The sequence below is a fragment of the Microbacterium sp. K2 genome (assembly GCF_051365005.1).
GTDB classification, from domain to species: Bacteria; Actinomycetota; Actinomycetes; order Actinomycetales; family Microbacteriaceae; genus Microbacterium; species Microbacterium foliorum_B.
The window spans coordinates 23,488-46,379 of record NZ_JBLWII010000005.1; the positions used below are offsets into that span (position 1 = coordinate 23,488).

Below are 22,892 nucleotides of genomic sequence, written 5' to 3' on the forward strand. Positions count from 1 at the left end.
GTGACGGGTGGGGGTGCGGTTCGCCGCACCCCCACTTCACACCGGGAGCCCCTTGATGCTCAGCTATATCCTCCGACGACTCGGCGCCGGTATCGTGCTCGCGATACTGGTGACCCTCATCACCTTCCTCTTGCTCAGCACCTCCTTCGACGACGTCGCGCAGACAATACTCGGCAACGCAGCGACGCCAGACGTCATCACTGGGCTCATCGAGCAGAAGGGCTGGGACCGCCCAGTTCTCGTCCAGTACTTCGACTGGCTGGTCCATGCCGTGCAGGGCGACTTCGGAGTCTCCGTGTACACGTCGCTGCCGGTGGGGCCCTCCGTGCTCCAGCGTCTCGCCGTCACGCTGTCGATCATCGTCCCCGCCCTGCTCCTGACCGTCATCATCTCGGTGGTGCTCGGCGTGTGGGCGGCATCGCGCGGCGGAGTCGTCGACCGCATCGCGCAGGGAGTCTCGCTGATCGGGTACATCGTCCCCGGCCTGCTCCTGGCGATCGTCCTCGTGGTCGTCTTCGCGGTGCAGCTCAAGTGGCTGCCCGCCACCGGCTTCACGCCATTCACCGAGGATCCCGGCGCGTGGCTGCGCAGCATCACGATCCCCGTGCTCGTGCTCACCATCGGCGGCGTCGCGAACATGGCGGCGCAGGTGAGGGGACGGATGATCGACGAACTCCGACGCGACTACATCCGCACGCTGCGAACCCGCGGATCGTCGACGACCTCGATCGTCATCAAACACGCGTTGCGCAACGCTGCGAGTCCCGCGCTCACGGTGATGTCGCTGGAGTTCATCCAGATGTTCGGTGGGGCGCTCATCATCGAGAACGTCTTCGCGCTGCCGGGTTACGGCAGCTTCGCGTTCAACGCATCCCTGCAGGGCGACATCCCCGTGATCATGGGCATCACCGCCTTCGGCGTGCTACTCGTGACCGTCGTCAACCTTCTCACCGACCTGGCCAACGGTTGGCTGAACCCGAAAGCGAGAGTCCATTGAGCGACGAACGCACACCCCAGACCCCCACCGGTACTGTGACACCACCGAGCACCGAGCTGCTCGTCACGTTGGAGAACGCGGCGAAGACGCGCACGTCGACCTGGCGGCGGATTCTCCGAGACCCCCAGGCTGTCGCGACGCTCGGCCTCCTCGCGGTGATCTTCCTCTTGGGGGTGCTCACGCCGTGGCTGGCACCGCACGGCCCGAATGAGTCCGATCTCGCGATGATCAATGCCCCTGTCGGAACCCCTGGCTACTTACTCGGCGCGGACGAGGCCGGGCGGGACATCTTGTCGCGCCTGCTTCACTCCATCAACACCGCGGCGATCTCGGGCCTGATCGGTGCCGGAGTGGCGCTGGCCGTCGGCGTCGTCGCCGGCCTCGTCGGCGGATACTTCGGTACCGTCACACGGGCTACCACAGAGTGGTTGTTCAACCTCATCATGACGTTTCCCGGCATCCTGCTGCTGATCATCCTGATGCCGGTCACCGGCGGTGACTACCGCTTCACGATGCTCATCTTCGGAGTGCTGCTGTCGCCGGGCATCTACCGCATCGTCCGCAACCTCGTGCTTGGGGTCAAGAACGAGCTCTACGTCGATGCCGCGCGGGTGTCGGGGCTCGGCAACCTTCGCATCCTCGGACGCCACGTGCTGTTCGTCGTACGGGGACCCATCATCATCGCCGCGGCATTCATGGCCGGGTCCGCGATCGCCGTTCAGTCCGGGCTCGCCTTCCTCGGTGTCGGGTCGCTCCAGATACCGAGCTTCGGTGCGATGATCTCGTCGGGGTTCCGCAACCTCTACATCGCTCCGACGCAGTTCCTATGGCCGAGCCTCCTGCTCGGAGTCATCACGGCGTCCCTCGTACTGCTCGGCAACGCGCTGCGTGACGTCCTCGAAGGCTCGATGCCGAAACCCGCCAAGGTGGGTCGTGGCCAGCGCGTGCTCGACACCGCCGGAGAGGCGACGGCCGCAAGGACCGGTCTGCTCGAGATCAACGACCTCGCCATCGCCTATCCGCGTCCGAGCGGTGGCCTGAATGAGGTCGTGCGCGGAGTGGATCTGTCGATCGCCCGCGGGCAGATCGTCGGGCTGGTCGGCGAATCCGGGTCGGGGAAGTCGCAGACGGCGTTCGCCTCGCTGGGTGTGCTTCCGAACGAGGCGGTGGTCACCCGTGGGTCGATCCGCTTCGACGGACGCGAACTCGTCGGACTCACGGATGCCCAGATGCGTCCGCTCCGGGGCAAGGAGATCGCGTACATCCCCCAGGAACCCATGTCGAACCTCGACCCGTCGTACAAGGTCGGCGCACAGCTCGTCGAGGGCGTGCGGTCGGCGCTCGGGGTGACGCGTGCGGAGGCCTCTGCCCGGGTGCTGGCGCTGCTCGAGAGGGTGGGGATCGCTGACCCGAAGCGGACCTTCGACTCGTATCCGCATCAGATCTCGGGCGGCATGGCGCAGCGTGTGCTGATCGCCGGCGCCGTCGCGAGCCGGCCGAAGCTGCTGATCGCCGACGAGCCGACGACCGCGCTGGATGTCACGGTGCAGGCCGAGATCCTCGACCTTCTGCGTGACCTGCAGTCGGAGCTCGACATGGCGATCCTCCTGGTGACCCACAACTTCGGTGTCGTCGCCGACCTCTGCGATCGCATCGCGGTCATGCAGAACGGCGTCATCGTCGAGTCCGGCACCGCCGCGGAAGTCTTCTCGCACCCGACGCACGAGTACACGAAGATGCTGCTCGGTGCGATCCTCGACGAGAGCACGGTCCGCACGGATCCGCCCGTCACAGCCTCCGATGAAAGGAACGAGCGATGAGCCTCCTCGAGGTCGATGAGCTTCGCGTCGCCTTCCCGGGACGGGGATGGCGGGCCAAGCCGGTCGAGGTGCTGCACGGCGTCTCTCTCGACGTCGCGCCGGGGGAGACCCTGGGGCTGGTCGGTGAATCCGGATCGGGCAAGACCACGATCGGACGCGCGGTGCTGGGCCTGGTGAAGCCGTCCGGCGGCGACATCCGGTTCGACGGGACGTCGATCGCCGGCATCTCACCTCGGGATCGGCGTCGCCTGTCTCGCGACATCCAGGTGGTGTTCCAAGACCCGTACACGTCGCTCAACCCGTCGATGACGATCGGAGACATCCTCGCCGAGCCGTTGGTGATCCAGGGCGCGACGGCGAAGGATGCCCGCTCGCGGGTCAAGACCCTGCTCGACCAGGTGGGGCTTCCGGCGGATGCCATCGAACGGTTGCCCCGGGAGTTCTCGGGCGGTCAGCGTCAGCGTGTCGCGATCGCGCGCGCTCTCGCGCCCGAACCCCGCCTGATCGTGTGCGATGAGCCGGTGTCTGCTCTGGACCTCTCGACCCAGGCGCGCGTGCTCGATCTGTTCGTCGAGATCCAGCGAGCGACCGGGGTCGCCTATCTCTTCGTGTCGCACGATCTCTCGGTCGTCCGCCACATCAGTCACCGGGTGGCAGTGCTGTACCGCGGCGACTTGGTGGAGACCGGGTCGGCCGAGCATGTGACCTCGACCCCCGACCATCCCTACACGCAGAAGCTGCTGCTCGCGGCGCCGGTCGCCGATCCCGCCCGTCAGCGCGAGCGGCGACTCGAGCGCCGCCGCATCATGGAGGCATCGTGACCCAGAACCCGATCATCCCCGGCTATCACCCGGACCCCTCGATCTGCCGGGTCGGCGACGACTACTACCTCGCGAACTCGAGCTTCGAGTACTCGCCGGGCGTGCCGCTGTTCCACTCCCGAGACCTGGTCTCGTGGACGCAGATCGGCAACATCCTCGATCGCCCCGAGCACCTCGACGTGCGCACCGGACTCGCGGGTGCGAGCGGCGGGATCTACGCCCCGACACTGAGGCATCACGACGGCCGGTTCTGGATGATCACGACGAACATCCACGAGGTCGGGCGCGGACACATCCTCGTGCACGCCGAGGATCCCGCCGGCCCGTGGAGCGATCCCGTCTACGTCGCAGGTCTCATCGGCATCGACCCTGACATCGCCTGGGATGACGACGACACCTGCTTCGTGACCTGGAGCGACGTGATGCGCGGCGGCATCTCGCAGGCGGTCATCGATCCGTTCACCGGTGAGGTGTTGTCGGAGCCGCGGTCGCTGTGGGCGGGAACCGGCGGCGCGCACGCCGAAGGGCCGCATCTGATCCGCCGAGGGGAGTGGTGGTACCTGCTCGTCGCCGAGGGCGGCACCGGGCCGGGTCACATGGTGACGATCGCGCGTTCATCGAGCATCAGCGGACCTTTCGAGCCGGCGCCGACGAATCCGATCCTGACCCACCGCAGCACGAGTGCGGCCGTGCAGTCGACGGGCCATTCCGATCTGGTCGAGCTCGCCGACGGATCCTGGGCACTGGTCTTCCTCGCGACCCGGCCCCGCGGCACATTCCCGCGCTGGCACACCAACGGGCGCGAGACGTTCCTCGCCGGCGTGGACTGGATCGACGGGTGGCCCGTCATCGACGAAGAGCGCTACGAGGTGCCGCTCGCGAAGACCTCGTTCGTCGAGGAGTTCCGGGGCGAGCAACTGCATCCGCGGTGGATCTCGCCGGGAATCTCGCCGTCGTCGTTCGCCCGCACGGGCACCGACGGGCTGGCTCTCGGGCGGGGGAGAGGCGCGCTCGCCGAGAGTGCCGAGCGGCTGCTCGGGGTGCGCGCCGAAGACGAACTCTGGAGGGCGCGCCTGCACGCGACAGGCGACGTCGCGCTCTCGGTCCGGATGGACGACGCGCACCAGCTGCTGGTCGAGCGCGTCGGTGCAGAGGTGCGCGCACGCATCGTCATCGGTCCGCTGAGCGACGTCGTCGCGCGGACGGACGCGCCGATGGATACGGTGCTCGAGATCAGAGCCACGGAGTTCGAAGCCGAGCGCGGCGCGCGTCGTGGACCCGACCTGCTGCGCGCCGGCCTGGTCTCGGCGGAGGGCTTCGTCGAACTGGCCACACTCGACGGCCGCTATCTGTCGACCGAGGTGGCCGGTGGATTCACGGGCAGGGTCATCGGTGTCGAGGCTCTCGGAGACCAGGTCGTCGTCAGCCGGTTCGAGTACGAATCGGGTGACGCTGCGGAGTGATCAGTCGTGGGTGTCGCGCTTCAGCTCAGGCACGAAGGTCGACATGAGTGAGGTGACGCACGCGTCGACGTCGATCGCCGAACTGTCGAAGAGCCACTGCGTGTGCAGGCCGTCCATGGCGGCGATCGTGATCGCCGCGAGATGTGCTGCAGGCAGGTCGGTCGACAGGCGTCCCTCGTCTCGGAGTCGGGTGAAAAGGCGGGTCATGAACGAGCGGATATTGCGGTAGCGCGTCTCGAAGTAGTCGTGGGCCGGGTGGGCCGGCGCTGTGGCCTCGCCCGTGAGCACGGCGCTCAGCTCGACGAGGCCGACCCGCTGATCCCGTTCGATCAGAGTGGCCGCCATGCCGCGAAGCACCTCCAGCGGGTCGGCGTCGGTGTCGAGCGCGGCGTTCCGGGAGAGATAGTCGGCGCTGCGTTCGTCCTGCAGCTCGAGAACCGCCATCAGCAGGTCCTCCTTGCGGGGGAAGTGATGCACGAGTCCGGTGTGGCTGATGCCTGCGCGGCGAGCGATCTCGGCCATCGATGCGCCGTGGAAACCTGACTCTCCGAAGATCGTGAGGCAGGCGTCGAGGATGCCGCGACGCACCGCTGCGGTTTTGGCGTACTGGGCCATGCGTCCTCCCGGAAAGCAAAATAGTGAGTGCTTACTGATTTTATGCTATCTTGGGCTGGCAATCGGTTGTCACGATTGCTCACGATCGAGAGGATCCCTCAATGACGAACTTCCCCACCGGCTTCCTCTGGGGTGCCGCCACCGCCGGACACCAGATCGAAGGCAACAACGTCAACAGCGACTGGTGGGAGCGCGAGCTGACCATGCCGGGCATGGAGCCCTCGGGTGACGCGGTCGACAGCTATCACCGGTATCGCGAGGACATCGATCTGCTCGCGGATGCAGGGCTCACGACATACCGGTTCAGCCTCGAGTGGTCGCGCATCGAACCGATCGAGGGCCAGTTCTCGCGCGCCTCGCTCGCGCATTATCGCCGCGTGATCGACCACTGCCTCTCGCGCGGCGTCACGCCTTTCGTGACTCTGCAGCACTTCACGACGCCGCGCTGGTTCGCGAACGACGGCGGGTGGACGTCGCCGAAGGCGAAGGATCGCTTCCTGAGCTTCGTGACCGAGGCGACGACGATCCTCGACGGCGTCGAGTGGGTCGCGACCATGAACGAGCCGAACATGCAGGCGGCCATCATGACGGCCATGCGCCGCATGGCCGCTCAGGGAGGACAGTGGCAAAGCCCCACGGTCGAGGCAGATGCAGTCGAGAGTGACGCACCTGCGGAGAAGAAAGAAGAGAAGAAGCAGCACGGTGCCTTCCTGCAGGACGCAGACCCCGAGATCGGCCGCGCGTTCGTCGAGATCCACCATGCCGCCCGAGAGATCGTGCGCGCCCGCACGAACGCCAAGGTCGGCTGGACCATCGCGGCGGGCGCGCTCACCGCAGCCCCCGGTGGTGAGGAGAAGCTGAAGCAGATCCGGTACGGCAAGGAAGACGTCTACTGGGAGGGGTCGCGCGGCGACGACTTCGTCGGCGTGCAGGCGTACTCGTCGCAGGAGGTCGACGCGGACGGGCTCGTGCCGCACCCGCCGCACCCCGACAACACGCTCGTCGGCACCGCGTTCCGCCCCGACTCTCTCGCCATGGCCGTGCGCCACGCGTGGGAGGTCTCCGAGGGCGTCACGGTCATCGTGACCGAGAACGGCATCGCCACCGCCGACGACACCCAGCGGATCCGCTACACGGATGCCGCGCTGCGGGGACTCGCCGACACGATCGACGAGGGCATCGACGTTCGCGGGTACCTGCACTGGACGCTGCTCGACAACTTCGAGTGGGGTCACTGGGCTCCGACCTTCGGTCTGATCGCCGTGGACCGCGAGACCTTCGTGCGCACACCCAAGCCGAGCCTCGGCTGGTTGGGCGAGGTCGCGAAGCGCAACGGCCTGGCCTGACCGAAGCCGCGTACAGGGGCCGAGCAGATGACCGTCGACGTCGACGATCCCCAGGGCGAAGGCCTTGCGGAAGCTGCGGGGCGCGTTCCCGAGGGCAACCTCGCGCTCCCGCAGCCTCCCTCCTTGGTCCCCGCGCCGGACGATCGCGCGGGGATCGGGCAGGCGTCCGTCTCGTCGTGGTCGATCGTGCTGCTCGTCGCCGCGACCTTCGGGGCGGGGATGGCGATGATCGTGCCGATGGCCTACTCGCTGGCCGTGCGTCTCGATCAGTTGGCGCCCGGGCGCACCGAAGCCCTCGGCATCGTCCTCGCCGTCGGCTCGGCGGCCACGCTCGTGCTCGCCCCTCTCACCGGCATCCTCAGTGATCGCCTGCGCAGCCGCTGGGGGCGGCGGCGTCCGTTCACCGTGATCGGTCTGCTGATCGGTGCGGCCTCTGTGCCGGTCATGGCCCTCGCCCCGAATCTCACCGCCCTCACGATCGGATGGACGCTCTCGACCGTGGGGTGGGGAACGGCGGCTGCGTCACTCGGAAACTGGCAGGCGGATCGTCTGCCGCCGCATCAGCGTGGCCGCGTGTCGGGTCTCACCGGCGTCACGATGCAGGTCGCGCCCGTCGTCGGCATCATCCTCGTCGGATTCTTCCGCGACCAGGTGCTCCTCGTCTTCGCGCTGCCTGCCGCGATCGGCGCCGTACTCGTGGTCGCATTCCTCGCGGTGGTGCATGACCCTGACAGCAGGGGGATGGTGATCGAGCGGCGGCTGACCGTCGGCGCACTGCTGCGGAGTTACGGCTTCGATCCGCGCAAAGCCCCGGACTTCGCATGGAACTGGCTCGGGCGCTTCATCTTCTTCTCGGGGCTGACCCTCACCACCAGCTTCACCGTGTTCTTCGTCGCTCAGCGGCTCGAGCTGCGCGTGCCGGATGTCGCCGGAGTGCTCGCGATCGTCTCGGCGTCGAGCATCGTCACTGCCACCGTCGGCTCGCTCGGCGGCGGATGGCTGAGCGACCGCGTGGGCCGGCGCAAGCCGTTCATCCTCGCGGGGGCCGTTCTCTTCGCGGCGGGATGCAGCGTCTCGGCGTTCGCCCACGACCTGCCGACGCTCATGGTGGGCACCCTGCTGAACTCCCTCGGCATCGCCACGTTCTCGGCCGTCGCCCAGGCGCTGCTGCTCGACGTGCTGCCCGATCGCGAGAGGGAGGCGGGGCGTTACATGGCCATCGCCCTGTTCGCGCAGAAGATCCCGGGGGTCTTCGCCCCAGTGCTCGGCGGGGTGGTGCTGGCCATCGGCGCCGGAGCCGAGAACTTCACCGCGCTCTATCTCCTCGCTGCCGCGCTCGCCTTCGCCGGCGGTCTCCTCATCACCCTTTCGGTGCGCAGCGTTCGCTGAGCATCACCCATTCGAAACGGAGCAATGATGTCCTTTCCCTTCCCCGACGTCTCGTCGACCCCCCTCGCCTCGCTGATCGATCTGACAGGACGCGCCGCGCTCATCACCGGAGGCGCTCAGGGCCTCGGCCGTGCCATCGCGGATCGGCTCGCCGAGGCCGGTGCGAGCATCGTGATCGCCGACCTCGACGAGGGTCGCTCTCGCGCGGCGGCCGGCGAGATCGGCGAGCGCTTCTCGGTGCGGACGGTGGGCGTGCGCATGGATGTGACCGACTCGGCGTCGGTGTCTGCGGCGACAGACGCCGCAGCGGCTGAGGTCGGTGCCCCGGACATCTGGGTGAACAATGCCGGGATCTTCCCCAGTCAGTCCCTGCTCGAGATGAGCGACGAGACCTGGGAGCAGGTCTTCGCGGTGAACACGCGCGGTGTGCGCAACGGTGCCCGCGAGGCGGCGCGTCGGATGCCGCAGGGCGGCGTCATCGTCAACATCATCTCGACGGCGGGCTTTCGGGGAACCGCCCCCGGCCTCTCGGCCTACGTCTCGTCGAAGCATGCGGTGCGGGGGCTCACGAAGCAGCTCGCTCTGGAGCTCGCTCCCCAGGGTGTCCGCGTGCTCGGTGTCGCTCCCAGCTATGTGCCGACCGAGGGGAACATGGCGATGGCGGCCGCGGCGATGGAGCAGATGGCAGCAGCCGGCATCGACCCCTCGACCATGCCTTCGGCGATGTCGCAGAGCCTGATCGGCCGTCAGGGCACGCCCGACGACATCGCGCGCGTGGTGCTGTTCTGCGCCAGTGACCTTTCGGTGGTCATGACGGGCAGCACTTTGCTCGCCGACGCCGGGGAGACCATCTAGCTGGCAATCGGTTGCCATTCTGTCTGAATTCTGCTGTACTGAAACCAAGAACGCAAAGAAGCGCACGAAAGGCATCTGATGCTCAAGCCCATCGCCACCGCGACCCGTGACCTCGTCAAGCTCGACGGAGTCTGGAAGTTCGGGATCGACTCCCGCCTCCCGGAGGAGCCCTGGCTCGCCGCTCTCGATACGCCTCTCGAAGCAGCCGTTCCGGCGAGTTACAACGATCTCTTCACCGATCCGGCGATCCGCGACCACGTCGGCTGGGTCTACTACCAGCGGTCGGTGCAGGTGCCGCGCGGTTGGGCGGGGGAGCGGATCCTCCTGCGTTTCGACGCCGCCACGCACTCGGCGAAGGTCTACGTCGACGACCAGCTCGTCGGTGGACACATCGGCGGGTACACGCCGTTCGACATCGACGTCACCGAAGTCGTGAAGCCGGGCACCGCCTTCCGGCTCACGGTAGCCGTGAGCCCCGACCTCACGAACACCACCATCCCGCCGGGCAAGATCGAAGTCGGCATGACCGGCGCCAAGACCCAGACCTACTTCCACGACTTCTACAACTACGCGGGGCTCGCGCGATCGGTGTCGCTGTACTCACTGCCGCAGGTGCACGTCGACGACGTCACTGTGGTGACGACCTTCGAGGGCACCACCGGTCTCGTCGACTACCGCGTCGAGACCGTCGGCGGTGCCGACGTGCGCGTCAGCCTGGCGGATGCCGACGGCAGCGTCGTGGCGACGGCATCCGGTCTTCAGGGTCGCCTCGAGATCGCAGACGTCGTGCTCTGGAAGCCGGGCGCCGCGTACCTCTACGAGCTGACGGTCGAGGTCGTCGACGGAGAGGACGTGCTCGACACGTACTCCCTGTCAGTAGGTGTGCGAACGGTCGCGGTGCGCGGCGAGGAGTTCCTTGTGAACGGCGAACCGTTCTACTTCACCGGATTCGGCAAGCACGAAGACACGTTCGTGCGTGGCAAGGGTCACGACGACGCCTACATGGTGCACGACTTCCAGCTGATGGAGTGGACGGGTGCGAACTCGTTCCGCACCTCGCACTACCCCTACGCCGAGGACGTCCTCGACTTTGCCGACCGCCACGGCATCCTGGTGATCGACGAGACCGCTGCCGTGGGTCTCAACATGGGTGTCGTCGGCGGCCTGAGCGGCACGCCTCCCTTCCCGACCTTCTCGGAGCAGTACGCGGGAGCAGAGACCCATGCGGCGCACGCGCAGCACCTGCGTGAGCTGATCGGGCGCGACAAGAACCATCCGTCCGTCGTGCTCTGGTGCATCGCCAACGAGCCCGCCTCGAATGAGGACGGCGCGCCCGAATACTTCGAGCCGCTGGTGAACCTGGTGCGCGAGCTCGACCCGACGCGTCCGATCACCTACTCGATGGTGATGTTCGCGACTTTCAAGAACGACCAGATCATCGACCTGTTCGACGTCGTGAGCCTGAACCGCTACTACGGCTGGTACATCAACGCGGGCGACCTCGCTACGGCCGAGATGTATCTGCAGGGCGACATCCAGGGCTGGATCGACCGCACGGGCAAGCCGATCATGATGCTCGAGTACGGCGCCGACACGATGCCGGGCCTGCATTCGGTGTGGGACCAGGTGTGGACCGAGGAGTACCAGACCGACCTGCTTGCGATGTACCACCGCGTCTTCGATCGCTTCCCGCAGTTCGTGGGCGAGCAGATCTGGAACTTCGCGGACTTCGCCACGACCAACGGCCTGCACCGCGTCGGCGGGAACAAGAAGGGCATCTTCACCCGCGAGCGGCGACCGAAGTCGGCGGCCTTCGCGCTGCGACAGCGCTGGCGGGGACTCGACGGGCGCAAGCCCGGCACAGACACGGACACCGGCGCAGACGCCTGACCGACCGCCTTCACGACCAGGAGATACACATGACCATCGACAGAGCCGACGTCATCGTCACGAGTCCCGACCGCAACTTCGTCACGCTGAAGATCACGACCGCAGACGGCGTGACAGGGCTCGGCGACGCGACCCTGAACGGTCGCGAGCTCGCGGTCGTCGCCTACCTGACCGAGCATGTCGTGCCGTTGCTGATCGGGGCCGACGAGTCGCGCATCGAGGACACCTGGCAGTTCCTCTACCGCAGCGCCTACTGGCGCCGCGGACCCGTGACCATGGCGGCGATCGCAGCAGTCGACATGGCACTGTGGGACATCAAGGGCAAGGTCGCCGGCCTCCCGGTCTATCAGCTGCTCGGCGGAGCCAGCCGGAAGGGCCTGATGGCCTACGGGCACGCGTCGGGCAAGGAGCTTCCCGAGCTCTTCGATTCCATCCGGGCTCATCAAGAACAGGGATACAAGGCGATTCGTGTGCAGACCGGGGTGCCCACGCTCAAGGCGATCTACGGCATCGCCGCGCAGGGTGCGGACGTCGGCGATGCCAGCGTCCGGTACGACCACGAGCCGGCCCGTCGCGGTGCGAAGCCGGTCGAGGAGGACTGGGATACCCGGGCCTACCTGAATCACCTCCCGGGTGTCTTCGAGGCCGTGCGCAACGAGTTCGGCCCCGACATCCCCCTGCTGCATGACGGGCACCACCGCATGACGCCGATCCAGGCCGCACGCCTGGGCAAGGACCTCGAGCCGTACGACCTCTTCTGGCTCGAGGACTGCACGCCGGCGGAGAACCAGGAGGCGCTGCGCCTGGTGCGCCAGCACACCACGACGCCGCTGGCGATCGGCGAGATCTTCAACACGGTCTGGGATTTCAAGGACATCATCCGCGACCAGCTGATCGACTACGTCCGCGGAGCCGTCACGCACATGGGCGGCATCAGCGCGCTGAAGAAGACTCTCGACTACGCCGCGATGTACCAGATCAAGTCGGGTATGCACGGCCCGACCGACATCTCGCCCGTGGGCATGGCGGCGGCGATGCACCTGGGCCTCTCGATCCACAACTTCGGCATCCAGGAGTACATGCAGCACGGTTCACGCACTGACCAGGTGTTCCAGCAGTCGTTCACATGGAACGACGGCTACCTGCACCCCGGCGACAAGCCCGGTCTCGGTGTCGATCTCGACGTCGACGAGGCGGGCAAGTACCCGTACGAGCAGGCGTACCTGCCCTACAACCGGCTGCTCGACGGCACCGTCCACGACTGGTGAGCGCACACGCATCGCGCCCGGTCGTGGTGATGGGGGTCTCGGCCGCAGGCAAATCGACAGTGGGGCGCCTGCTCGCGGCGGATCTGGACGTCGAGTTCCTCGACGCGGACGACCTGCATCCTGCATCCAACCGGGCGAAGATGAGTGCCGGGACGCCACTGACGGACGACGACCGGACGCCCTGGCTCGACCGCGTGAGCGAAGAACTCGCCGCGCGGTCGGCATCAGGGGCAGTGATCGCATGCTCGGCGCTTCGGCGCCGCTATCGGGATCGCATTCGCGCTCGGGTGCCGGACGTCGTATTCGTGCACCTGCACGGCAGTGATGCGCTGCTCGCAGAGCGCGCGGCAGGCCGGACCGACCATTTCATGCCGCCTTCTCTCCTTCGCTCGCAGCTCGACACCCTCGAAGCGGTCGACGCCGACGAGGTCGCCGTCGTCGTCGATGTGGGTCGCCCGCCTGCGGAAATCGCCCGCGCCGCCGTCGAATGGGTCGAATCGCTCCGACCATGACACGCTGGGAGCTGGGAGGAACCATGGACGACGATCTGCCCGGCGAACTCGCGGAACGCATCAGGCGCCGCGGCGGTGCCGCGACCATCTATGACATCGCGGAGCTCGCCGGTGTGAACCCGTCGACGGTGTCGCGGGCGCTGAGCAAGCCCGGCCGCATCAGCAAGAAGACGGAGGAGAGAATCCGTCTCGCCGCCGACCGCCTGGACTTCCAGTTCAACCCGATGGCGCGCGCGCTGCCGACCGGGCGAAGCCACACCATCGGGCTGATGGTCGCGGACATCACCAACCCCGTGATCTTCGGCATCGTCCGCGGCGCGGAGCACACGGCAGCCGCAGCCGGATACACGCTGGTGATCGCCGAATCGCAGGAGTCCGGTGAAGCGGAAGCCGAGGCGGTCTCTCGGCTGCTGCCGAGCGTCGACGGGTTGATCCTGGCGACGACCCGTCTCGCGGATGAGCGGATCCTGCGGCTGGCGGAACGCAAACCCGTCATCCTCATCAATCGTCAGGTCGACGGTGTGGTCGGCGTCCTCCCCGAGGTGGAGCAGGGCGTCTCGGATCTCGTCGCGCATCTCGCCGATCTCGGTCACCGCTCGATCGCGTATCTCTCCGGCCCCGAGACGTCATGGATCAGCCGCCGACGCTGGGAGGCTATGCTCGACGCCGCCGAGCGCCTCGGCCTGGCAGTCGTCGAGATCGGCCCGCACACGCCGACGATCGACGGCGGTCGCGAAGCTCTTCGACGAGTGCAGGCATCGCGGGCGACCGCGGTGATCGCCTTCAACGACCTGATGGCGATCGGCCTGATCCAGGCTGCGTCCGCCGCCGGCATCCTCGTGCCCGACGAGCTGAGCATCGCGGGGTTCGACGACATCTTCGGCAGCGAGCTCATCGTCCCCGCGCTGACCACCGTGCGCGCCCAGCTGCAGCTCGCGGGGGAGCGTGCCGTCGGCAAGGTGCTCGAAGCTCTGGGGGATGCGACCGAACCGGTGAGCGACGATCCTCTCGCGACGACCCTCATCATGCGAGGGAGCACGGGCTCCGCTCCACGCAGCTGAGCGCCGGCCGGCGATCGGCGCAGGCCTTCACATTCGATTGGCAATCGGTTGCCGAATTCGCTGATCTCTGATTTGATGTAACTGTCTCAACAGTGAGACGGTCTGGAGACTTCGATGACGAAAGCACAGCTGGGGAAGCCGCGATCATGAGCGAGCAGATCGCGCATCCCACTGGTGAGGAATCCCGGTGGACTTCCAACATCGGCGTCCACTACGACTCGAAGAAGCCGCTGTCGCGGTACATCCGCTGGTACCTGCTGCTCTCGCTCGCAGTCTCTGCGGTGTGGGCGGCGACGAACGGCATCCTCATGCCGAACCAGATCCAGCTGCTGGAGTTCGGATCCTTCTTCAACGGGGCAGACGCCGGCGTCGACCTGCAGGCGCTCACCGAGCTCGGCCGCGCGGTCGCAGCCGGCGATGTCACGCCCACCGCCGACCAGACCAGACAGCTCGCCCTGCTCTCGGACTTCGAGGCAGCGCGAGCGAACGGACTCGCGCTCGTCACCACGACCAGCGCCATCATCGTGATGATCCTGCAACCGGTGATCGGAGTGCTCTCCGACCGCACGCGCTCCCGCCTGGGGCGCCGCGCTCCCTGGATCCTCTACGCGGGACTGATCGGCGCCGTGCTGCTGGTCGCCGTCCGCTACGCGCCTTCGCTCGTGGTGCTCGTCGTGCTGTGGTCTGCCACCGAGCTCGCGCTGAACGTCGCGGGCAATCCACTGCAGGCGACGGTGGCCGACCGGGTGCCGCGGGATCGTCGCGGGCGTGTGACCTCGTGGACGAGCATGGGCGCCATCATCGGCGGCATCCTCGGCGGAATCGGCGCCGGCGCCCTCGTCGGGATGGTCGGCCTCGACTTCTACTTGATCCTGGGCCTGATGGTGGCGATCGCCACCATCCTGTTCGTCACGCGCAATCGCGACGAGTCCTCGATCGACCTGGAACGCGAGCCGTTCGCCTGGAAGCCGTTCCTCCTCGGATACGCGAGCGCGCTCAAAGCCCGCAACTACCGCTGGCTGTGGGTCTCGCGCGTGCTCTTCTTCTTCGGCTACAGCACGTCGACGGTGCTCAACCTGTACATGCTGCAGAGCTATGTCCGCCCTGCGCTCAGCGCCGCCGAGGCATCGGCGATGGTGCCGATCCTGGGGCTCGCGGGGATCCCCTTCACACTCATCGCCGTCGCGATCTCGGGCAGGCTCTCCGACCGCGTGGGGCGCCGCAAGCCGTTCATCATCGTCGCGTCTCTTCTCATGGCCGTGTCCATGGCGATCCCGCTGATCTCGCCGACCCTGCCGGCGCTGTTCGCCCAGGTCGTCCTGACCGGACTCGCCTTCGGTATCTATCTGCCGGTCGACAACGCCATGTTCATCGACGTTCTGCCCGATCCTGCACGTGCCGGACGAGATCTGGGACTCGCGATCGTCGCCATGAATCTCGGCCAGGCACTCGCACCCGCCCTCGCGGCTGCTGTGGTCTCACTGACCGGCGGCTACCAGCTCGTGTGGGGTGCGGCCCTCGTGCTCGTGGCACTCGCGACGCTGACGGTGGCGCCGATCAGAGAACGCAAGGGCGCGGATGCCTAGGTGGGGCATCGTCGGTACGGGAGACATCTCCGACCGGGTCGTCGCCGACCTGCTCGACATCAGCGGTGAGATCAACGGGGTCTGGGGGCGTACCGCTGAGCGAGCTGACGCATTCGCCTCGCGGCACGGAATCCCGTTCGCGACGTCGGATCGTTCTGCGCTCCTGGGGCGTGACGACATCGACGCGGTGTACATCGCCACGCCTGCCGACACGCACACGGCGATCACGCTCGAGGCGCTCGACGGGGGCCTGCACGTGCTCGTCGAGAAACCGATCACCACGTCCGCCGCCGATGCGGAGATGCTCTTCGCCCGCGCCGCACAGGCCGACCGCTTCCTCATGGAGGCGATGTGGATGCGGTTCAATCCGCTCCACGTCGAGCTGATCCAGCGCATCACCGGAGGGGAGCTCGGCGCGATACGCAGCGTGCGAGCGAGCTTCGGCACGCCGTTCTTCCCTCGGCCGGGCAAGGCGCGACCCGAAGACGGTGGCAGCATCCTTCGAGACCGTGGCATCTATCCCGTGACGCTCGCGCACTGGTTCCTCGGTGATCCCGATGCCGTGACCGCGCGGGGTGTGATCTCGGACGGTATCGACCTCGCCGGTCACGCGACTCTCGACCACAGCGGGGGCGCCTTCGCTCAGCTGTCGTGGTCGGGCACGGAGTTCCTGGACCTCTCCGCGGCCGTGAGCGGCGAGCGCGGATGGATCACGATCGACCCGATGTTCTGGGCAGGCAGCACCGCTCGTGTGCACGCGGGCACCGCCGAGCGCATCTTCCGCGCGCCGGAGCGGGTGGAGCATCCGCGAGTCGGCAACGGATACGGGCCGATGCTCGAGGCCGTGACCGCAGCGATCGACTCCGGCCTGCGCGAGCATCCCTGGCACGACGCCGCGACCACGATCTCGATCACCCGAACGCTCGACCGCATCCTCGTCGACATATCTTCCCCGTCGCTCTGATCGCGACCCACCACCCAGAAGGAACCCATGGACATCTCAGGCAAGGTCTTCGTCGTCACCGGCGCAGGGAACGGCATCGGACGCGAGGTCACGCTCAGACTGCTCGACCAGGGGGCCTCCGTCGCCGGCGTCGACCTCAATGCGGTCGGTCTCGACGAGACGGCCCGCCTCGCGGGGGCCGGTGGCCGTTTCACCGCGCACGTCGTGAACATCACCGACCGGGATGCGATCGACGCGCTGCCCGGCGCGGTGATCGGCGCGCACGGTCAGGTCGACGGAGTCGCGAACATTGCCGGTGTCATCCAGAAGTTCGTCAAGGTCAACGATCTGCCGTTCTCCGAGATCGAGAAGGTCATGAACGTGAACTTCTGGGGCGTGATGAACGTGTGCAAGGCGTTTCTCCCGCACCTGCTCATCCGCCCGGAAGCCTCCCTGCTGAACGTCGCGAGCATGGGTTCCTACGCTCCCGTGCCTGGCCAGGCGGTCTACGGAGCGTCGAAGGCGGCGGTGAAGCTGCTCACCGAGGCGCTGTATGCCGAGCTCCTCGACACGAACGTGCACGTCACCGTGATCTTCCCCGGAGCGATCAGCACCGGCATCGCGGCGAACTCGGGTGTCGATCTGGGAGGTGACGCGTCGGCAGAGAACAGCTCGTACAAGACGACCACGCCGCAGGTGGCCGGACGCGTGATCGTCGACGCCATCGTCAAGAACCGCTTCCGCGCGACGATCGGCTCGGACGCGGCCACCATGGATCGCCTCTCGCGCCTCAACCCCAAGCTCGCGACGACGATGATCGCGAAGCAGATGGGAGCCCTGCTGTCATGACCTCGACGACGTCGCCCTCGACCCGCCGGATCTACTGCAACCCGCTCGACCTCGAATACCGCTATCAGGACGTCAGATTCACAGGTGTCGTGCGCGGCCTCACCATCGGGGAACCGCGACGAAGCGTGCACAGGGAAGGTGCTGATCCGTCGCTCGTTCGATACCGCGGTCGGTACTACCTCTTCGTCTCGATGTCGCGGGGATTCTGGCACTCGGATGACCTCCTCGACTGGCAGTACGTCGCGACGGACAAGATCCCCCCGTACGACTACGCTCCGGACGTCAGGGTCGTCGACGACGCCCTCATCATCAGTGCATCCCGGAAGACGAACTCCCCGTTCTTCCGCAGTGTGGATCCGTTGGCCGACGACTTCGAGGAGATCACTCCGGGGACGTTCGAGTTCTGGGACCCGCACGTGTTCCAGGATCTCGATGACCGGGTGTACTTCTACTGGGGCTGCAGCAGTGACGACCCGATCCGCGGGGTGGAGATGGACTCCGCCTTCACGCCCATCGGTCAGCCGGTCGATCTCATCACCACGGACACCACGACCCGCGGCTGGGAGAAGACGGGGGAGGACTATGTCGTTCCCGAGCCGGTCACCGAGCGAGAGAAGCTCGTCGCGTCCTTCTCCAACGGCAAGCCCTATCTGGAGGGCGCGTGGATGACGCGTGTGAATGACACGTACTACCTGCAATACGCCGCGCCGGGAACGGAGTGGAACACGTATGCCGACGGCTACTTCACGGGTGCACATCCCCTGGGGCCATTCACCTATTCGCCGACGAACCCCTTCTCCTCCAAGCCCGGCGGCTTCATCACCGGAGCCGGGCACGGGAGCACCCTGCAGGACGAGTACGGCAACTGGTGGCACACCGCCACCATGCGCATCAGCATCAACGACGTCTACGAACGGCGGGTGGGACTCTTCCCCGCCGGGTTCGATGAAGACGGAGTCCTCTACTGCAACCAGAACTTCGGTGACTATCCCTGCGCCATGCCCGCCGGTCCGGTGGATGCGCGGGAACGGATCGCGCCGGAATGGATGCTGCTCTCCTACAGAGCCGACGCGCGCGCGTCCTCGTCGGCGAAAGGACACCTGCCGGGCCTTGCCGTGAACGAGAACATCCGTGACTGGTGGGCATCCGACGGACCGGGCCGCGGGCACTGGATCGAGATCGAGATGGACGGCGGGCATCGGGTGCACGCCATCCAGGTCAACCTGGCCGATCACGAGCTCGCCGACTACGCGCCCGAAGACCTGATCGTCGAGGGAAAGGATCAGGGGCACACGTGGCGCGGCATCCACGCGGACCATGCGACGGCGCAGTTCACCGTCGAGGGGTCGATCGACGGCCAGGAGTGGGTCACACTCCACGACTCGCGTGACGAAGAGCGGGAGCGCCCGCATGCCCTGATCTTGCTCGACGCCCCTACGGAGTACCGACTCGTCCGGGTGCGGGCGGATCGGGTTCCCTTCGACGGCCCTTTCGCGGTCAGCGGCATCAGGGTCTTCGGCGTCGGAGTCGGAGACCCTCCCGCCGAGACGGCGCCCCGTGCCGTGCGCACGGATGGGACGACCGCCCAACTGGACTGGCCGCCCGCCGACCGAGCGCACGGTTACAACATCCGTTATGGCCATGCGCCAGACCGCCTCTACCACAGCTGGCTCGTCTACGAGCAGAACCACCTGCGCCTCCCGTCGCTGAACGACGGGGAGACCGTGTGGGTGAGCGTCGACTCCTTCAACGAGAACGGCGTGACTCCCGGTCGCGCATTCGAGATTCCTCCCCGTGTGTGAGGACGGTCGCGTCAGAGAATCCCGCTCAGGACCATCGGCCAGGGTTTCATGGTCGGTGTGACCAACCCCAAGAGGATCGTGTTCTCTCATCTCCGTGCGTGACGCGTCGTGGGAGCGGACCTTCGCGTGGTTCGCCGCAAGGCATGCTGCGCACCGCGCCCGAGAACGACGGCAGCCGCTCGCCGGTGTCGACGAGGGCGGGCGATGATCATCGCTGATCCGTTGACGAGGCAGCGATCTGGGGTCAGCGTGCCAGTGAGAGGGTCGCGATCGCCGATTGGATCGCCACCGCGGCGGCTCCGCGCGCCCAGGCGGTGAACCCGGGCTCGTCGATGTAGAGCTCGATGGGATCCGCGAGCGGGTCGCGGTCGGCGGCGATCGCTCGTCGGATGGCGGGTTCAGCGACCGAGAACAGACCGATGCCATCGCCGGCGAGAACCGTGGCGGGCTGCATCGTCAGGTTCGCGGCGAGGGCGATGAATCGGCCGAGCGCTTCGCCTGCTGCATCCGCCACCGCTGTCGCTGCGGGGTCTCCACGCGCGGCGAGCGCCAGGAACTCGTCGTAGTCGACCGCGCGTCGCAAGGCGCCGGAGACCTGGGCTGTGATCGAACCCGAGGTGAGCATCGCCTGCGCGCACCCGCGGTGTCCTCGGTCGCAGAGGGGCCCGTTGGCTGCGAGAGGGATGTGTCCGCCGAGACCCGCGCCGACTTCGCGCGTGCGCACGACCTCGTTGTGAGCGACGACCGCGTATCCGATGCCCTCGCCGATCGTGATCACCGAGAATCCGGGCAGGCCGCGGCCCATGCCGAACCACCTCTCGGCCTCGGCGAGTGCGACGAGGTCGTTCTCGACGGTGACGGGCAGTCCGGTCGCCTCGGCGAGCATCGCGGCGAACGGCACGTCGTGCCAATCGAGGAACGGCGCGAACTCGACGACGCCGCTGTCGACGGAGCCGCCGAGGCTCACGCCGATGCCGCGGATGTCGCCGTCGAAGTCGTCGATCGCCGCGCGGATGTCCGTGACCACGCTCGACGGGTCGGAATCGGTGAGGGGGCGTGTGGAGGAGTCGACGAGAGCGGCGCGGACGTCGGTGAGAGCCGCGTGCAAGGTGTCACCGGTCAACTTGATACCGACGAAGAAGCCCCGGTCGGGGGCGATGTCGAGCGGTCTGGTCGGTCGGCCGACGGAGCCGTCGACGACATCATCGAGCTCAATGAGAAGACCGGTGTCGAGGAACGGCTTCGCCAGGCGGGTCAGGCTCGCTGCCGAGAGCCCGAGTCGACTCGTCAGGGCCGAGCGCGAGATCGGACCGTGGATCAGGACCGCTTCGGCGAGCGCGTTCTCGCTCTCTGTGAGCATGATCACCTCCTCGTTGTTTCCATTGTGGCAGTAAAGCGGAGTTCTTTCGGGAATCGGGGTGTGCAAATCCACTCTTGGCTCATAGTTATTTTCGTGATAGAACTAATCCATGCATTTCAGCAATGAGGCTCTGCAGGAGAGCGTGATGGATGATCTCGAGTCCCCGGCCACCCGCGATCGCGTGATCCACCTTCACCGCGGCGGAACGAGTGTCGTCATCGACCTCGAGTCCGAAGAGGTGCCCGTCATCGTCCACTGGGGCGAGGAACTGCTGGACTCGACCCACGAGACGCTGCGCAGCCTCGCCGTCGCCGCGCGTCCGCAGCGGGTGTCCGGCGGTCTCGACCGCACGCCACGTCTGAGCGCCGTCGCCACCGAGGCCTCGGGCTGGCTCGGCACACCGACCATCGAGGGGCACCGTGGGGGAGTCGGCTTCAGCATCAAGCCCGAAGTCGTCAAGGTGCGCGTCGATCACCATGCAGCCGCGGTCGAGATGGAGGATGCGGAAGCGGAGATCCGCCTTCGGTGGGACATCGAAGTGGGCATCGCAGGGCTTCTGCATCAGCGCATGACGGTGAGCAACACCGGCGACGGCGGCTATTCCCTCGATGCTCTGCAGCTCGCTTTTCCCACCCCGGGGGATGCCACGGAACTGCTCGACACGACCGGTCACCATCTTCGCGAGCGCAGCGCTCAGCGGCACGTCTTCACTCTCGGCACCCACCTGCGCGAGAGCCGGAGGGGGCGTCCGGGGGCAGACGCGACCGTGCTGCTGGCCGCGGGGCGGCCCGGCTTCGGGTTCGAGTCCGGTCGGGTGCACGGCATCCACGTCGCGTGGAGCGGAAACCACCGCGTGCTCGCCGAGCGGGTCGTGACGGGCGATGCGTTCCTCGCCGGCGGTGAGCTGTTCGCCCCCGGTGAGGTCGTGATCGCGCCCGGAGCGTCCGTGTCGTCGCCCTGGGTCATCGGCTCGTGGGGCGACGGTCTCAACCGGCTGGCGCAGCGCTTCCATTCCGAGTGGCGCGACCGCCCCCAGCATCCGCGCCGTGCGCGTCCGGTCACTCTCAACACGTGGGAGGCCGTCTACTTCGACCACCGCTTCGACCGGCTGGCGGCGCTCGCCGATGCTGCGGCGGAGGTCGGGATCGAGCGGTTCGTGCTTGACGACGGATGGTTCACCGGGCGCCGCGACGACACAAGAGGACTCGGCGACTGGGAGGTGGATGCCGAGGTCTGGCCCGAGGGCCTGCATCCCCTCGTCCGCAAGGTCACCGATCTCGGCATGGAGTTCGGACTCTGGGTGGAACCCGAGATGGTGAACCCCGACAGCGACCTCGCCCGTGCGCATCCCGACTGGATCCTCCGCGGGCGCACGTCTCTGCCGCCCTCGGCGCGGCAGCAGCAGGTGCTGGACCTCGCGAATCCCGACGCGTACCGACACATCGCCGATCGGCTTCTCGCCCTCCTGGCCGAGTACCCGATCGCATATCTCAAGTGGGATCACAACCGGGATCTCGTCGATGCGGGCAGCGGCCCCGGCGGATCACCGCGGGTGCGCGAACACACCCTCGCGCTCTACCGACTGCTCGATGAGCTGAAGGCGGCCAACCCCGACCTCGAGATCGAGAGCTGCGCATCGGGCGGTGCTCGAGTCGACCTCGGCATCCTCGACCGCACCGACCGCATCTGGACCAGCGACAGCCTCGACCCGATCGAGCGGCTCGAGAACCAGCGCTACACCGGCCTCGTCGTGCCGCCCGAGATGATGGGCATGCACCTCACGAGTCCGGTCGTGCATTCGTCGGGTCGCACGGTCTCGCTCGAGCTGAGCGCCGCTGTCGCCCTGCTCGGACACTTCGGTGTCGAGTGGGACCTCACCTCCGCCGACGAGGAGACCCGGGGTCGTGTCGCCGCCTGGATCGCCCTCGCCAAGCGGCTGCGTCCGCTGATCGCCGACGGCACCGTCGTCCACGTCGACGGTGTCGAGGCGGGCATCGACGTGCGCGGGATCGTCGCCGAGGATGCCGCGCACGCGGTGTTCACCATCACGCAGGTCGCAACGAGCGCCGCCTACCCGGCGGGGCGCGTCCGGTTCCCGGGGCTCGACCCTGCGCGCTCGTACGCACTCCGCATCCTCTCGCGTCCCGCGCACGACCCTGCGCAGTCGCCGCTCGTGTGGGCCGAAGAGCCCGTGACGATGACCGGCCACGAGCTCGGGAGCATCGGCGTCCGCCCGCCCGTGCAATTCCCGCAGCAGGCGACCGTCGTCGAGATCGTTTCAGAGCACTGACAACCGAGCAGTTTTCCCGCGCAAG

The 22,892-nt window shown here is 67.3% G+C and carries 18 protein-coding genes; 16 read left to right on the plus strand and 2 right to left on the minus strand.

Going from position 1 to position 22,892, the window contains the following annotated elements; all coding sequences use genetic code 11:
• Nucleotides 1-55: 55 nt before the first annotated feature.
• The 4 genes from ACLKOY_RS14250 to ACLKOY_RS14265 are packed head-to-tail and all read left to right on the plus strand — an operon-like array spanning nucleotide 56 to nucleotide 5,101.
• A complete protein-coding gene (locus tag ACLKOY_RS14250; RefSeq protein WP_436454238.1) occupies nucleotides 56-997 on the plus strand; it encodes an ABC transporter permease in 942 nt (313 codons plus the stop codon).
• Nucleotides 994-2,817, plus strand: coding sequence for a dipeptide/oligopeptide/nickel ABC transporter permease/ATP-binding protein (locus tag ACLKOY_RS14255; RefSeq protein ID WP_436454239.1), 1,824 nt, complete (start codon nucleotides 994-996; stop codon nucleotides 2,815-2,817). The genes ACLKOY_RS14250 and ACLKOY_RS14255 overlap by 4 nt, the downstream gene beginning before the upstream one ends.
• Entirely contained in the window at nucleotides 2,814-3,638 is an 825-nt protein-coding gene (locus ACLKOY_RS14260; RefSeq protein ID WP_363574252.1) for an ATP-binding cassette domain-containing protein, read from the plus strand. The genes ACLKOY_RS14255 and ACLKOY_RS14260 overlap by 4 nt, the downstream gene beginning before the upstream one ends.
• A complete protein-coding gene (locus ACLKOY_RS14265; RefSeq protein ID WP_436454240.1) occupies nucleotides 3,635-5,101 on the plus strand; it encodes a family 43 glycosylhydrolase in 1,467 nt (488 codons plus the stop codon). The genes ACLKOY_RS14260 and ACLKOY_RS14265 overlap by 4 nt, the downstream gene beginning before the upstream one ends.
• Here ACLKOY_RS14265 and ACLKOY_RS14270 read toward each other — a convergent pair whose 3' ends face one another.
• Nucleotides 5,102-5,716, minus strand: a complete 615-nt coding sequence (locus tag ACLKOY_RS14270) for a TetR/AcrR family transcriptional regulator (protein ID WP_436454241.1) — start codon at nucleotides 5,714-5,716, stop codon at nucleotides 5,102-5,104. It lies immediately after the preceding gene.
• A 101-nt stretch (nucleotides 5,717-5,817) separates the two neighbouring features.
• Between ACLKOY_RS14270 and ACLKOY_RS14275 the strand changes: the two genes are divergently transcribed.
• From ACLKOY_RS14275 to ACLKOY_RS14325, 11 genes are all read left to right on the plus strand, one after another.
• Nucleotides 5,818-7,062, plus strand: coding sequence for a glycoside hydrolase family 1 protein (locus ACLKOY_RS14275; RefSeq protein WP_436454242.1), 1,245 nt, complete (start codon nucleotides 5,818-5,820; stop codon nucleotides 7,060-7,062).
• A 27-nt stretch (nucleotides 7,063-7,089) separates the two neighbouring features.
• Nucleotides 7,090-8,451 carry an MFS transporter gene (locus ACLKOY_RS14280; RefSeq protein WP_436454243.1) on the plus strand — a complete coding sequence of 454 codons (1,362 nt, stop codon included), beginning with the start codon at nucleotides 7,090-7,092 and terminating at the stop codon, nucleotides 8,449-8,451.
• A 24-nt stretch (nucleotides 8,452-8,475) separates the two neighbouring features.
• Nucleotides 8,476-9,306, plus strand: coding sequence for an SDR family NAD(P)-dependent oxidoreductase (locus ACLKOY_RS14285; protein WP_436454244.1), 831 nt, complete (start codon nucleotides 8,476-8,478; stop codon nucleotides 9,304-9,306).
• A gap of 78 nt (nucleotides 9,307-9,384) precedes the next feature.
• Nucleotides 9,385-11,196 carry a beta-glucuronidase gene (uidA, locus tag ACLKOY_RS14290; RefSeq protein WP_436454245.1) on the plus strand — a complete coding sequence of 604 codons (1,812 nt, stop codon included), beginning with the start codon at nucleotides 9,385-9,387 and terminating at the stop codon, nucleotides 11,194-11,196.
• 29 nt (nucleotides 11,197-11,225) lie between these two features.
• Nucleotides 11,226-12,464: a D-mannonate dehydratase ManD gene (gene manD / locus ACLKOY_RS14295; protein WP_436454246.1), complete on the plus strand. Its 1,239-nt coding sequence runs from the start codon at nucleotides 11,226-11,228 to the stop codon at nucleotides 12,462-12,464.
• Nucleotides 12,461-12,976, plus strand: coding sequence for a gluconokinase (locus ACLKOY_RS14300; RefSeq protein WP_436454247.1), 516 nt, complete (start codon nucleotides 12,461-12,463; stop codon nucleotides 12,974-12,976). Before manD ends, ACLKOY_RS14300 begins: the two co-directional genes overlap by 4 nt.
• Before the next feature lie 23 nt (nucleotides 12,977-12,999).
• Complete coding sequence (locus ACLKOY_RS14305) at nucleotides 13,000-14,037, plus strand: LacI family DNA-binding transcriptional regulator (protein WP_436454248.1); 1,038 nt, start codon at nucleotides 13,000-13,002, stop codon at nucleotides 14,035-14,037.
• Nucleotides 14,038-14,183: 146 nt separating this feature from the next.
• Nucleotides 14,184-15,623, plus strand: a complete 1,440-nt coding sequence (locus tag ACLKOY_RS14310) for an MFS transporter (RefSeq protein ID WP_436454249.1) — start codon at nucleotides 14,184-14,186, stop codon at nucleotides 15,621-15,623.
• The gene (locus tag ACLKOY_RS14315; RefSeq protein ID WP_436454250.1) at nucleotides 15,616-16,587 is read left to right on the plus strand and encodes a Gfo/Idh/MocA family protein; all 972 of its coding nucleotides are present in this window, start codon (nucleotides 15,616-15,618) and stop codon (nucleotides 16,585-16,587) included. Before ACLKOY_RS14310 ends, ACLKOY_RS14315 begins: the two co-directional genes overlap by 8 nt.
• A gap of 27 nt (nucleotides 16,588-16,614) precedes the next feature.
• Nucleotides 16,615-17,415: an SDR family NAD(P)-dependent oxidoreductase gene (locus ACLKOY_RS14320; protein ID WP_436454251.1), complete on the plus strand. Its 801-nt coding sequence runs from the start codon at nucleotides 16,615-16,617 to the stop codon at nucleotides 17,413-17,415.
• A complete protein-coding gene (locus tag ACLKOY_RS14325) occupies nucleotides 17,412-19,217 on the plus strand; it encodes a family 43 glycosylhydrolase (RefSeq protein WP_436454252.1) in 1,806 nt (601 codons plus the stop codon). The genes ACLKOY_RS14320 and ACLKOY_RS14325 overlap by 4 nt, the downstream gene beginning before the upstream one ends.
• A 244-nt stretch (nucleotides 19,218-19,461) precedes the next feature.
• On the opposite strand, the gene ACLKOY_RS14330 is transcribed toward ACLKOY_RS14325, so the two are convergent.
• Nucleotides 19,462-20,577: an ROK family protein gene (locus ACLKOY_RS14330; protein ID WP_436454253.1), complete on the minus strand. Its 1,116-nt coding sequence runs from the start codon at nucleotides 20,575-20,577 to the stop codon at nucleotides 19,462-19,464.
• Nucleotides 20,578-20,722: 145 nt separating this feature from the next.
• On the opposite strand from ACLKOY_RS14330, the gene ACLKOY_RS14335 reads away from it, so the two are divergent.
• Entirely contained in the window at nucleotides 20,723-22,867 is a 2,145-nt protein-coding gene (locus ACLKOY_RS14335; protein ID WP_436454376.1) for an alpha-galactosidase, read from the plus strand.
• The last annotated feature ends 25 nt before the right edge of the window (nucleotides 22,868-22,892 follow it).